This window comes from Staphylococcus sp. EG-SA-17 (assembly GCF_017151845.1).
Lineage (GTDB): Bacteria > Bacillota > Bacilli > Staphylococcales > Staphylococcaceae > Staphylococcus > Staphylococcus aureus.
Genome location: NZ_JACVZO010000001.1, coordinates 57,519 through 70,536 on the forward strand (window position 1 = coordinate 57,519; position 13,018 = coordinate 70,536).

Genomic DNA, 13,018 nt, shown 5'->3' on the forward strand with positions numbered 1-13,018 from the left:
GATTAAGACACTTAAAGCGAGGTGGGACATATGAACAAGGTAGAAGTAATTAAATGCAATGATGATATTAATAAAATGTATGACGCACTCAAAGCTCGATCTGATAGGGATTATTTGTTTTTTAAATTAGCTATACATAGTGGTATGAAAATTACAGAATTATTAACAATTACTGTTAAAGATACTAAACGACTGATTGAAAAGGGGACACTAAGCGAATTGTGTAAAGCCCATTATCACTCATTGATTAAAATTAGATTGCCAGAAACATTATCTAATGAGTTACTTCACTATATTGAAAACAAAAGTCTGTCAAATGAAGATGTATTATTTCAATCATTGAGAACTAATCAAGTATTATCTAGGCAACAAGCCTATCGTATTATTCATCAAGCAGCAATTAAGGCTGGCATAGAGAATGTAGGACTAACGACATTGCGTAAGACATTTGCGTATCATGCATATCAAAAGGGCATACCTATTCCTGTCATTCAAAAGTATTTAGGGCATCAATCTGCTATTGAAACACTAAATTTTATCGGTTTAGAAAATGAATGTGAACACAGTATTTATATTTCATTACAATTATAACGACAAAGGAGGCTAATAATGAGTTTGGTTTATCTATTAATTGCCGTACTAGTAATTATGGCGATGATATTATTAACATCTAAACGTAGAGCAATGGCTAAATATGCAGGATACATAGCACTGACTGCACCTGTAATAGCATCTATTTATTTTTTGTTACAAGTTCCATCAGTAATTAAACAGCATTATTTGTCTGTTTCCGTTCCGTGGATGACCTCATTAGATATTAATGTAGATTTACGTTTAGATGGTTTGAGTTTAATGTTTTCTCTTATTATTTCACTTATTGGAATTGCTGTATTCTTCTATGCAACACAATATTTATCCTCTCGTAAAGATAATTTACCAAGGTTTTACTTATACTTAACGCTATTTATGTTTAGCATGCTCGGTATTGTATTAGCTGATAATACAATATTAATGTATGTGTTTTGGGAACTAACTAGCGTATCATCATTTCTATTAATTTCATATTGGTATAACAACGGAGATAGTCAATTTGGTGCGATGCAATCATTTATGATTACAGTATTTGGTGGTTTGGCATTATTAGTTGGTTTTATCATGTTGTATATCATGACAGGAACGAATAACATCACAGAGATATTAGGACAAGCAGATCATATTAAGAACCATGCTTTATTTATCCCTATGATTATCATGTTTTTATTAGGTGCATTTACAAAGTCTGCACAATTCCCATTTCATATTTGGTTACCAAGGGCAATGGCAGCGCCTACACCTGTAAGTGCATATTTACATTCAGCCACTATGGTTAAAGCTGGTATCTTTTTATTACTTAGATTTACACCTTTGTTAGGTCTAAGCAATATGTATATTTATATCGTAACCTTTGTCGGGTTAATAACAATGTTATTTGGTTCAATCACAGCTTTAAAACAATGGGATTTAAAAGGAATCCTAGCATATTCAACAATCAGTCAACTAGGAATGATTATGGCAATGGTCGGTATCGGTGGTGGATATGCTCAACACCAACAAAACGCAATAGCATCTATTTATGTATTTGTATTATTTGGTGCGCTATTTCATCTAATGAATCATGCCATCTTTAAATGTGCGCTTTTCATGGGAGTAGGCATTTTAGATCATGAAGCAGGTTCAAGGGATATACGAATTTTAAGTGGAATGCGTCAACTATTTCCTAAAATGAATCTAGTCATGACGATAGCGGCTCTATCTATGGCTGGAGTACCATTTTTAAATGGATTTTTAAGTAAAGAAATGTTCTTAGATGCATTAACACAAACTGGACAATTATCCCAATTTAGTTTGATTTCAATGATAAGTATTGTGTTTGTTGGTGTTATTGCGAGTGTTTTTACATTCACATATGCATTATACATGGTAAAAGAAGTATTTTGGACAAAATATGATTCTAAGGTTTTTACTAAAAAAAATATCCACGAACCATGGTTGTTTAGTTTACCATCTCTTATATTAATGGTGCTAGTACCTGTAATCTTTTTTGTACCAAATATATTTGGGAAGGGGATTATCGTTCCAGCATTAAGAGCTGTATCAGGTGGTAATCATCAAATTGATCAATTGGCACCACATGTTTCGCAATGGCATGGATTTAACATACCGCTTCTTTTAACCATCATCATTATTTTATTGGGTAGTGTACTAGCAATCAAAGTAGATTGGAAAAAAGTGTTCACAGGTAAAATTAGACAGATTTCAGTTTCAAAAAGCTATGAGATGGTATATCGACATTTTGAAAAGTTTGCTACGAAGCGATTTAAACGTGTTATGCAAGATCGTTTAAACCAATACATTATTATGACCTTAGGCATATTTATGATTATCATTGGATATGGTTATATTCGAATTGGACTTCCAAAAGTACATCAGTTACATGTTTCTGAATTTGGGGCATTAGAAATTATATTAGCAATCGTAACTGTCACAATTGGTATTTCTTTAATTTTTATACGTCAACGACTGACAATGGTCATTTTAAATGGAGTCATCGGATTTGTTGTGACCTTATTCTTTATAGCAATGAAAGCCCCTGATTTAGCATTGACTCAGCTAGTAGTTGAAACAATAACGACGATACTATTTATTGTTAGTTTTTCAAGATTACCAAACGTGCCAAGATCTAACGCTAACAAAAAAAGAGAAATAATTAAAATTTCTGTATCACTCTTGATGGCACTTATTGTTGTATCATTAATTTTTATTACACAACAAACAGATGGTTTATCATCAATATCAGACTTTTATTTAAAAGCTGACAAACTAACAGGTGGTAAAAATATTGTAAATGCGATACTTGGTGACTTTAGAGCATTAGATACATTATTTGAAGGATTAGTGTTAATTATTACTGGGCTAGGTATTTACACATTATTAAATTATCAAGATCGGAGGGGACAAGATGAAAGAGAATGATGTCGTGTTAAGAACGGTCACGAAACTTGTTGTATTTATTTTATTGACTTTCGGATTCTATGTCTTCTTCGCAGGTCATAATAATCCTGGTGGTGGCTTTATTGGTGGTTTAATATTTAGTTCAGCGTTTATTTTAATGTTTCTGGCTTTTAATGTTGAAGAGGTTTTAGAAAGTTTACCGATTGATTTTAGAATTTTAATGATTATTGGAGCATTGGTATCATCTATTACTGCGATAATACCTATGTTTTTTGGAAAACCATTTTTGTCTCAATATGAAACAACTTGGTTACTTCCAATTTTAGGGCAAATTCATGTAAGTACAATAACACTTTTTGAATTAGGTATTTTATTCTCAGTTGTTGGTGTTATTGTCACAGTGATGTTGTCGCTTAGCGGAGGTCGATCATGAATTTAATATTATTACTAGTTATAGGATTTTTAGTGTTTATAGGAACATATATGATTTTATCAATCAATTTAATTCGTATTGTAATTGGAATTTCAATATATACTCATGCTGGTAATCTCATTATTATGAGTATGGGAACGTATGGTTCTAGTAGATCAGAACCATTAATAACTGGTGGAAACCAATTGTTTGTTGATCCCTTGTTACAAGCTATTGTACTAACTGCAATAGTTATAGGGTTTGGGATGACTGCGTTTTTACTTGTACTTGTTTATAGAACTTATAAAGTAACAAAAGAAGATGAAATTGAAGGCCTAAGGGGGGAAGATGATGCTAAGTAACTTATTGATTTTACCAATGTTATTACCATTCCTTTGTGCCTTAATCCTTGTATTTTTAAAAAATAATGATCGTATTTCTAAATATTTATACTTAGGTACAATGACTATCACCACAATTATTTCATTAATGTTATTAATTTATGTTCAGCGTCACCGTCCAATTACGCTAGACTTTGGAGGATGGTCAGCGCCCTTTGGTATACAGTTTTTAGGAGATTCTTTAAGTTTAATTATGGTTACAACCGCTTCATTTGTGATTACTTTAATTATGGCATACGGATTTGGGCGTGGCGAACATAAAGCAAATCGTTATCACTTGCCATCGTTCATATTATTTTTAAGCGTTGGCGTGATAGGCTCTTTTCTAACATCAGATTTATTTAATTTATACGTCATGTTTGAAATTATGTTACTTGCGTCATTTGTACTCATTACACTTGGACAATCTGTTGAACAATTACGTGCCGCAATTATTTATGTTGTCTTGAATATTATTGGTTCATGGCTATTCTTATTAGGTATAGGTTTACTTTATAAAACAGTAGGTACATTAAACTTTTCACATATTGCAATGCGTTTGAATGATATGGGAGATAATCGCACTGTAACAATGATTTCATTAATCTTCTTAGTCGCATTTAGTGCGAAAGCAGCGCTGGTTCTTTTTATGTGGCTACCCAAAGCATACGCAGTGTTAAATACTGAGCTTGCAGCATTATTTGCAGCGTTAATGACCAAAGTAGGGGCCTATGCATTAATTCGATTCTTCACTTTACTATTCGATCAACATAATGATCTCATACATCCATTGCTAGCAACTATGGCTGCTATAACTATGGTCATCGGCGCTATAGGTGTCATTGCTTATAAAGATATTAAAAAGATTGCAGCTTACCAAGTCATAATCTCAATAGGATTTATCATTTTAGGTTTGGGAACAAACACGTTTGCAGGTATTAATGGTGCAATATTTTATTTGGTAAATGACATTGTTGTAAAAACATTGCTATTCTTTATTATTGGTAGTTTAGTTTACATTACAGGCTATCGACAATATCAATATTTGAATGGCTTAGCTAAAAAAGAACCTTTATTTGGAGTTGCGTTTATTATAATGATTTTTGCTATTGGCGGCGTGCCCCCATTTAGTGGCTTTCCGGGGAAAGTACTTATTTTCCAAGGCGCATTGCAAAATGGCAATTATATTGGACTAGCGTTAATGATTATTACTAGTCTAATTGCAATGTACAGTTTATTTAGGATACTTTTTTATATGTATTTTGGAGATAAAGATGGGGAGGAAGTTAATTTTAAGAAAATCCCACTATATCGAAAAAGAATTTTAAGTATTTTAGTAGTTGTGGTTATCGCAATCGGAATTGCTGCGCCTGTAGTGTTAAATGTTACAAGTGATGCAACTGAGTTGAACACGAGTGATCAATTATATCAAAAACTTGTAAATCCGCATTTGAAAGGAGAGGACTAAATGAATCAAATAGTTTTAAATATTATCATTGCATTCTTATGGGTATTATTTCAAGATGAAGATCATTTTAAATTCTCGACTTTCTTTTCTGGATATCTAATTGGTCTAATTGTCATTTATATATTACACAGGTTTTTCAGCGATGATTTTTATGTTAGAAAAATTTGGGTAGCTATTAAATTTTTAGGTGTTTATTTATATCAATTAATAACATCTAGCATTAGCACGATTAATTATATTCTTTTTAAAACAAAAGATATGAACCCTGGATTACTTTCATATGAAACAAGACTAACAAGTGACTGGGCAATAACATTTTTAACAATTTTAATTATTATAACTCCAGGGTCTACAGTAATACGAATTTCTCAAGACTCTAAAAAGTTTTTTATTCATAGTATCGACGTGTCAGAAAAAGAAAAAGATAGTTTGTTAAGAAGTATTAAGCATTATGAAGACTTAATATTGGAGGTGTCGCGATGATACAAACAATAACACATATTATGATTATTAGTTCACTCATTATTTTTGGAATTGCATTAATCATCTGTTTATTTAGATTAATCAAGGGACCTACAACAGCAGATCGTGTCGTTACATTTGATACAACAAGTGCTGTCGTAATGTCAATTGTGGGTGTGTTAAGTGTACTTATGGGCACCGTTTCTTTCTTAGATTCAATCATGCTCATTGCCATTATATCTTTTGTAAGTTCTGTTTCAATATCACGCTTTATTGGTGGGGGGCATGTGTTTAATGGAAATAACAAAAGAAATCTTTAGTCTTATTGCTGCTGTGATGTTGTTGTTAGGTAGTTTTATTGCTCTTATTAGTGCAATAGGTATCGTGAAATTCCAAGATGTTTTCTTAAGAAGTCACGCTGCGACAAAAAGTTCAACTTTATCAGTGTTATTAACTTTAATCGGTGTATTAATTTATTTTATTGTGAATACAGGATTTTTCAGTGTGCGTTTATTACTGTCACTTGTTTTTATTAATTTAACTTCACCCGTCGGCATGCACTTAGTCGCTCGCGCTGCTTATCGCAACGGCGCTTATATGTATCGAAAAAATGATGATCACACACATGCATCAATATTATTAAGTTCAAATGAACAAAACTCTACAGAAGCATTACAATTACGTGCTAAAAAACGAGAAGAGCATCGTAAGAAATGGTATCAAAACGATTGAAGTGTTGGCTAAATTGTTAAGCATAACGATGCTTTTGAAGATTTGTTTTCAAAATTAATCATTAAAAGAGTACTTTGAAATTGGTTAGTCGATTTTAAGGTGCTCATTTTTTGTATTATAAGTTAATGTTGTTATGTGAAAGCAAGTTGTTTATTTATACAAACAATTAGTGATAAAATAAAATTAAATAATTGCAAATTTAAGTACTGCAATCGTAGACATATATCTATATTAAAGTGCTTTTGTGGTCGCTAACTCAATTTATCCTCTAAAGTATAATTACAACGAGATGTGATACTTAATTTTCAATTAAACAATACTTTTTAGAGAGGTGAAAGTTTGGAAATATTTGAAACAATTCTTATATTTATAGCTGTTGTGATACTAAGTTCGTTTGTCCATACTTTCATACCTAAAGTACCCCTAGCATTTATACAAATTTTCTTGGGCATGTTACTATTTATTACCCCAATCCCTGTTCAATTTAATTTTGATTCTGAATTGTTTATGGTAACAATGATTGCGCCTTTGTTATTTGTAGAAGGTGTTAATGTTTCTAGAGTCCATTTAAGAAAATATATTAAGCCAGTGATGATGATGGCATTAGGATTAGTCATTACTACTGTGATAGGTGTAGGTTTATTTATTCATTGGATTTGGCCAGATTTACCTATTGGAGCAGCATTTGCAATTGCTGCCATTCTTTGCCCTACTGATGCAGTAGCAGTGCAAGCAATCACTAAAGGAAAGGTCTTGCCAAAAGGAGCAATGACAATTCTTGAAGGTGAGTCATTATTGAATGATGCTGCTGGTATTATTTCATTTAAAATAGCTGTTGGAGTATTAGTTACAGGTGCTTTTTCACTTGTTGATGCTGTTCAGTTGTTTTTAATTGCATCAATTGGTGGCGCAGTGGTTGGTTTACTTATAGGTATGGCATTAGTAAGGTTCCGATTAACATTGATGCGTCGAGGATATGAAAACATTAATATGTTTACAATTATTCAATTGTTAACACCATTTGTTACGTATTTAATTGCTGAATTGTTTCACGCATCAGGAATCATTGCAGCAGTAGTTGCAGGACTTGTACATGGTTTCGAACGTGACAGAATTATGCAAGTACGTACACAACTACAAATGAGTTACAATCATACATGGAATATACTAGGTTATGTTTTAAATGGCTTTGTTTTTTCAATATTAGGATTTTTAGTACCTGAAGTTATTATTAAAATTATCAAAACAGAACCGCACAATTTAATCTTTTTAATAGGCATCACTATTGTTGTTGCTTTAGCTGTCTATCTATTTAGATTTGTTTGGGTTTATGTCTTATATCCTTATTTTTATTTAGCCATCAGTCCATTCCAAAAAATGATGACTAAAAATGATGATGATAATCCAACGACTGAGAAACCACCAAAGCGAAGTTTATACGCTTTAATTATGACGTTATGTGGTGTGCATGGAACAATTTCTTTAGCAATCGCATTAACGTTACCGTATTTTTTAGCAGGGCATCATGCTTTTACGTATAGAAACGACTTATTATTTATTGCATCTGGTATGGTTATTATTAGTTTGGTAGTTGCGCAAGTATTATTGCCACTATTAACGAAACCTGCACCTAAAACAGTAATTGGCAATATGTCGTTTAAAGTTGCTAGAATTTATATATTAGAACAAGTTATTGATTATCTAAATCAAAAATCTACTTTCGAAACAAGTTTTAAATATGGTAACGTGATTAAAGAATATCATGATAAATTAGCATTTTTAAAAACTGTAGAGAAAGATGATGAAAACTCTAAAGAATTAGAACGTCTACAAAAAATTGCTTTTAATGTAGAAACAAAAACATTAGAGTCTTTAGTAGATGAAGGACAAATAACGAATAGTGTACTTGAAAACTATATGCGTTATGCTGAAAGAACACAAGTATATAGACAAGCATCATTAATAAGAAGAATGATTGTATTATTACGAGGTGCTTTATTAAAACGAAGAGTACAAACGAGAGTGAACTCGGCATCTTCACTTAGTGTTACGGATAACTTAATGGAATTAAATAAAATTAATAAATTAGTCCATTATAATGTGGTTAGTCGATTGTCTAAGGAAACAACAAAAGATAATACACTTGAAGTTGGAATGGTTTGTGACGGTTATTTAATGCGAATTGAAAACTTAACACCATCTAATTTCTTCAACTCAGCAAGTGAAGATACGATTACTAAAATTAAATTAAATGCATTGAGAGAACAACGTCGCATTTTACGTGAGTTGATTGATACAGATGAAGTATCAGAAGGTACAGCGTTAAAACTAAGAGAGGCCATTAATTATGATGAAATGGTTATTGTAGATAGTATGACGTAGTTCGTAATTATGCTAAAAGGGATTGATGAAAAAATGAATGGCTTTTCATCAATCCCTTTTATTTTAGGGGAATTGAATAGATAGTTTTAAACTATACGAATTATTAATATTTGAGAATTAATTGAAATAAGTTTTAAAAATTGGAGGAGATAGATTAATCGAAGTCATTTAAATTAAGAAGATACGTGCATTCACAAAAAATAGCCACACTCATATGACATCGGATGAGTGTGGCTTAAGGATCTATGGGGGGAGGAAACCATAGATGTTTACTTTGATAGGCCAGATTAAATATCAAAGTATGCGATTATTTATAGCTTGATGCAAAAGTGGTATGCCTATTAAAAGTTACTGCACATAGCTTTTAATATTCCGTTCAAAGGAAAGGGGCATACAATTGAACAATCTGTAATAGTACTTTTAACCAGCTATGCTAAAAGTCTAGTAGGGAGAACAGTTGTCCAATCACATAAGAACCTCTAACTTCGTTAGTACGATTAAGAAAAGCTTTTTAGTTAGTATGTAATACAATTTATTGACGCGCGTGAATCTCTTTTATAAGAGTGTGTAGGGAATGGCGTTGTATAAATTGTATTAGAAGAACTTCTAACGCATCTCTGTGGTTAAAAGAGATGAAGGGAACGACAGTTTAATTAAAACTGCATAAGAACTTCTAGCTTTTCTCTTTCGTTCAAAGAGAAGTTCTAATACCACCATATCGTGCGATCGGGAACGGTATATATATTAATAGGAGGGTAATATATATTTAACGCACGATATGGGACTATTAGCCTTCGACTTTGTTATGTTGATGTGTGGCCTAAAATATTGGAGATACCAATATTTTAGGTTGCATCAACATCAATTCATCTTACTTCATTAAAACACAGCGTGTTATTTCATGCTTCCGTGTACAGTATCAATATTTGATTTCATCATTTTGTAGTAAGAGTCACCTTTAGTGCCTTCTTTACCGATTGAATCTGTGTACACTTCACCAAAGATATCTTTCTTCGTTTCTTCAGATAAACTTTCCATTGCTTTCTTATCAACACTTGTTTCTACTAATAAGTGTTTTAATTTGTGCTTTTTAACAAACTCAATAGCTTGTCTCATTTGTTCAGGTGTACCTTGTTTTTCAGTGTTAATTTCCCAAATATAACCTGGTGTAATACCGTATTGTTTTGAGAAGTACTTGAAGGCACCTTCACTTGTAATCATGGCACGTTGTTCTTTTGGAATGTCATTAAATTTGTCTTTACTGTCATTATTTAATTTTTCCAATTGAGCAATGTATTTGTTACCTTGCTTTTCATAATCTGCTTTATGTTTTTTGTCGTTATCGATAAATGTTTGTTGAATTGTTTTTACGTATTTAATACCGTTATCTAAACTTAACCATGCGTGTGGATCTTGTTTATCTTTGTTGCCTTCTTCACCGTTTAAATAGATAGGTTTAACATCTTTTGATACTGCGATAACTTTTTTATCTTTTAATGATTTACCAGCCTGTTCTAAGGCTTTTTCAAACCAACCGTTACCAGTCTCTAAATTTAATCCGTTGTATAAAATAACGTCAGCGTCAGTTAACTTTTTAATATCTTTAGGTTTAACTTCATATTCATGAGGATCTTGACCAACAGGTACAATACTATGAATATCGACGTTGTCTCCACCAACATTTTTAGCCATATCATATAAAATTGAATTCGTCGTTACTACTTTTAATTTGCCATTTGACTTATCACTGCTTTGTTTACCACCAGTACCACATGCAGCAACTAGAAGTAATAAGGCTAATAATAAAGGTACTAATTTTTTCATGTTAAACTTCCTCGTTTCTTTCTATTCGTAAATTTTGTGAAAAATAATGTGATGATATAAATTACAAACGTACAAAGTACGATTGTCGCACCACTAGGAATGTTGTAAATATAGCTGTAATAAAGTCCGACAATTGAACTTATGACACTTATTAAACTTGCTATAATCATCATTGAGTATAGTTTTTTACTAATTAAAAATGCTGTAGATGCAGGTGTAATTAATAATGCAACTACAAGAATAATACCTACCGTTTGAATACTTGCTACTGTTACTAATGAGAGTAACAACATCACAAAGTAATGTAATAACGTCGTATTTAGACCACTCATTCTACTAAACGTTGGATCGAATGTAGAAATCATTAATGGACGATAGAAAATAATGATTAGAATAAGGACGATTGAACCAATCACAATAGTTGTTAAAAATGCACTATTTGTGATTGCCAGTAAATTACCAAACAGAATATGGTACAAATCTGTCGTAGTGTTTATTAAGCTAATAATAATAATCCCCGAAGCTAAGAAAGCGGTAAAACTAATTCCAATAGCGGCGTCAGGTTTCGTTTTACTACTAGATGTGATATAACCGATAAAAATACTTGCGATCATACCAGTTATAAGTGCGCCTACAAACATTGGAATACCAAATAAGAATGATAGGGCAACACCAGGTAATACTGCGTGACTCATTGCATCTCCCATTAATGAAAGACCACGTAATACAATTAAACTACCAACTGTACCACAAACTATCCCTACAATAATTGAAGTTATCAATGCTCGATTCAAGAATTGATATGTAAATAAATGTTCGACAAACTCTAACATGTTATATTGCTCCTTTGACTAGGGTCACTACAGTCAGTGCTACTCATAAATGTTTCGTTTAAGCGAGTGACACTCATAGCCTCTTCACTATCACCGAAGTATCGTAATGTTTGATTTAATAGAATAATGCGATCAAAGTATTGCTTTGCTTTTGATAGATCATGGTGGATGATAAGAATAAGTTTTCCTTGTTGTTTTAAGTTCTCGATTTTTGTCATGATTAATTTTTCGCTACTAAAATCAATTCCGACAAACGGCTCATCTAGAAAATAAACTTCACTTTCGGACATCAATGCTCTTGCTACTAGCACACGTTGTAATTGTCCACCACTTAATTCTGAAATTTGTCGATGACGTAAAGATTCTAATTCTAAATCGCTTAATAACTGTTTGAGTTTATCCCTTGCTGATTTATTAGGTCGTCTAAACCATCCAATTTCTTTGTAGCAACCTGATAAAATCACTTGTTCCACACTTATAGGAAAATCTAAATCAATATGTGCTTTTTGTGGAATATATGTAATATGTTGCAGTTGTTGTTGTATAGGTTTGTTATATAACAATTTAGTACCGGTAGCATTAAATTCACCAATTAAAGACTTGATAAGGGAAGATTTACCAGCACCATTCGGGCCCATGATACCAATTATTTCGCCGCGTACTGGTATCGATAAGGAAATGTTTTTAAGTACATGCTTATTACCTAAAAACAGATTTAAATCTTTTGTTTCTAACAAACGTTTATACCTCCTAATTAAAAGTTTAGGCTAACCTAATTAATTGTATAATAAACTGAGAATATTTATCATGTCAAGTAAATTCGTGATATAATATAGACAATGTATGTGAGGTGAAAGTATGTTAACTGAAGAAAAAGAGGACTATTTAAAGGCAATCCTTACGAATAATGGCGATAAAAACTTTGTGACAAATAAAATCTTATCTCAATTTTTAAATATTAAGCCTCCATCTGTAAGTGAAATGGTAGGACGTCTTGAAAAAGCAGGCTATGTTGAAACAAAACCATACAAAGGTGTTAGATTAACAGAGGATGGTTTAACGCATACGCTTGATATCATTAAGAGACATCGACTATTAGAATTATTTTTAATAGAAATATTGAAATATAATTGGGAAGAAGTACATCAAGAAGCAGAAATTTTAGAACATCGAATTTCAGATTTATTTGTTGAAAGGCTGGATAGCCTGTTAAATTTCCCAGAAACTTGCCCGCACGGCGGTGTGATTCCTAGAAATAATGAATATAAAGAGAAATATATAACAACGATTTTGAATTATGAACCTGGTGATATCGTTACAATCAAACGTGTGAGAGATAAGACCGATTTGCTAATATATTTGTCTAGTAAAGATATTTCTATTGGTAATGAAGTGGAAATTGTATCGAAAGATGAAATGAATAAAGTAATTATTATTAAACGTAATGATAATGTAATTATTGTCAGTTACGAAAATGCAATGAACATGTTTGCTGAAAAATAAAATAAAGAAGCCATAAAGATATCCATGATTG

13 protein-coding genes are annotated in these 13,018 nt (G+C 31.9%); 10 read left to right on the top strand and 3 right to left on the bottom strand.

What is annotated here, in order from left to right:
- Positions 1 to 30 precede the first annotated feature (30 nt).
- The 9 genes from IDG65_RS00300 to IDG65_RS00340 all read left to right on the top strand — a co-directional run bounded on the left by IDG65_RS00300 (position 31) and on the right by IDG65_RS00340 (position 8,827).
- Entirely contained in the window at positions 31 to 591 is a 561-nt protein-coding gene (locus IDG65_RS00300) for a tyrosine-type recombinase/integrase (RefSeq protein WP_001044970.1), read from the top strand.
- A gap of 18 nt (positions 592 to 609) precedes the next feature.
- On the top strand, positions 610 to 3,012 hold the full coding sequence (mnhA2, locus tag IDG65_RS00305) for a Na+/H+ antiporter Mnh2 subunit A (RefSeq protein ID WP_000060793.1): 2,403 nt from the start codon (positions 610 to 612) through the stop codon (positions 3,010 to 3,012).
- Positions 2,999 to 3,424, top strand: coding sequence for a Na+/H+ antiporter Mnh2 subunit B (mnhB2, locus tag IDG65_RS00310; protein ID WP_000661907.1), 426 nt, complete (start codon positions 2,999 to 3,001; stop codon positions 3,422 to 3,424). Before mnhA2 ends, mnhB2 begins: the two co-directional genes overlap by 14 nt.
- Positions 3,421 to 3,765: a Na+/H+ antiporter Mnh2 subunit C gene (mnhC2, locus tag IDG65_RS00315; protein WP_001048985.1), complete on the top strand. Its 345-nt coding sequence runs from the start codon at positions 3,421 to 3,423 to the stop codon at positions 3,763 to 3,765. The genes mnhB2 and mnhC2 overlap by 4 nt, the downstream gene beginning before the upstream one ends.
- Positions 3,755 to 5,251, top strand: coding sequence for a Na+/H+ antiporter Mnh2 subunit D (gene mnhD2 / locus IDG65_RS00320; RefSeq protein WP_000950548.1), 1,497 nt, complete (start codon positions 3,755 to 3,757; stop codon positions 5,249 to 5,251). Before mnhC2 ends, mnhD2 begins: the two co-directional genes overlap by 11 nt.
- Positions 5,252 to 5,734, top strand: a complete 483-nt coding sequence (gene mnhE2 / locus IDG65_RS00325) for a Na+/H+ antiporter Mnh2 subunit E (RefSeq protein ID WP_001071971.1) — start codon at positions 5,252 to 5,254, stop codon at positions 5,732 to 5,734.
- Complete coding sequence (gene mnhF2, locus IDG65_RS00330) at positions 5,731 to 6,033, top strand: Na+/H+ antiporter Mnh2 subunit F (protein WP_000616642.1); 303 nt, start codon at positions 5,731 to 5,733, stop codon at positions 6,031 to 6,033. Before mnhE2 ends, mnhF2 begins: the two co-directional genes overlap by 4 nt.
- Complete coding sequence (gene mnhG2, locus IDG65_RS00335; protein WP_000406615.1) at positions 6,008 to 6,445, top strand: Na+/H+ antiporter Mnh2 subunit G; 438 nt, start codon at positions 6,008 to 6,010, stop codon at positions 6,443 to 6,445. Before mnhF2 ends, mnhG2 begins: the two co-directional genes overlap by 26 nt.
- A gap of 339 nt (positions 6,446 to 6,784) precedes the next feature.
- The gene (locus tag IDG65_RS00340) at positions 6,785 to 8,827 is read left to right on the top strand and encodes a cation:proton antiporter (RefSeq protein ID WP_000402172.1); all 2,043 of its coding nucleotides are present in this window, start codon (positions 6,785 to 6,787) and stop codon (positions 8,825 to 8,827) included.
- Between the two features lie 894 nt (positions 8,828 to 9,721).
- Here the strand turns inward: IDG65_RS00340 and mntC are convergent.
- Genes mntC through IDG65_RS00355 form a run of 3 tightly spaced genes read right to left on the bottom strand, consistent with a single transcriptional unit; the run spans position 9,722 to position 12,221 of the window.
- Complete coding sequence (gene mntC, locus IDG65_RS00345) at positions 9,722 to 10,651, bottom strand: manganese ABC transporter substrate-binding lipoprotein MntC (protein ID WP_000737653.1); 930 nt, start codon at positions 10,649 to 10,651, stop codon at positions 9,722 to 9,724.
- Entirely contained in the window at positions 10,648 to 11,484 is an 837-nt protein-coding gene (locus tag IDG65_RS00350) for a metal ABC transporter permease (protein ID WP_000889252.1), read from the bottom strand. Before IDG65_RS00350 ends, mntC begins: the two co-directional genes overlap by 4 nt.
- The gene (locus IDG65_RS00355; RefSeq protein WP_000894464.1) at positions 11,478 to 12,221 is read right to left on the bottom strand and encodes a metal ABC transporter ATP-binding protein; all 744 of its coding nucleotides are present in this window, start codon (positions 12,219 to 12,221) and stop codon (positions 11,478 to 11,480) included. Before IDG65_RS00355 ends, IDG65_RS00350 begins: the two co-directional genes overlap by 7 nt.
- Before the next feature lie 121 nt (positions 12,222 to 12,342).
- Here IDG65_RS00355 and IDG65_RS00360 point away from each other — a divergent pair, with 121 nt between their 5' ends.
- Entirely contained in the window at positions 12,343 to 12,987 is a 645-nt protein-coding gene (locus IDG65_RS00360) for a metal-dependent transcriptional regulator (protein ID WP_000954654.1), read from the top strand.
- Positions 12,988 to 13,018 lie beyond the last annotated feature (31 nt).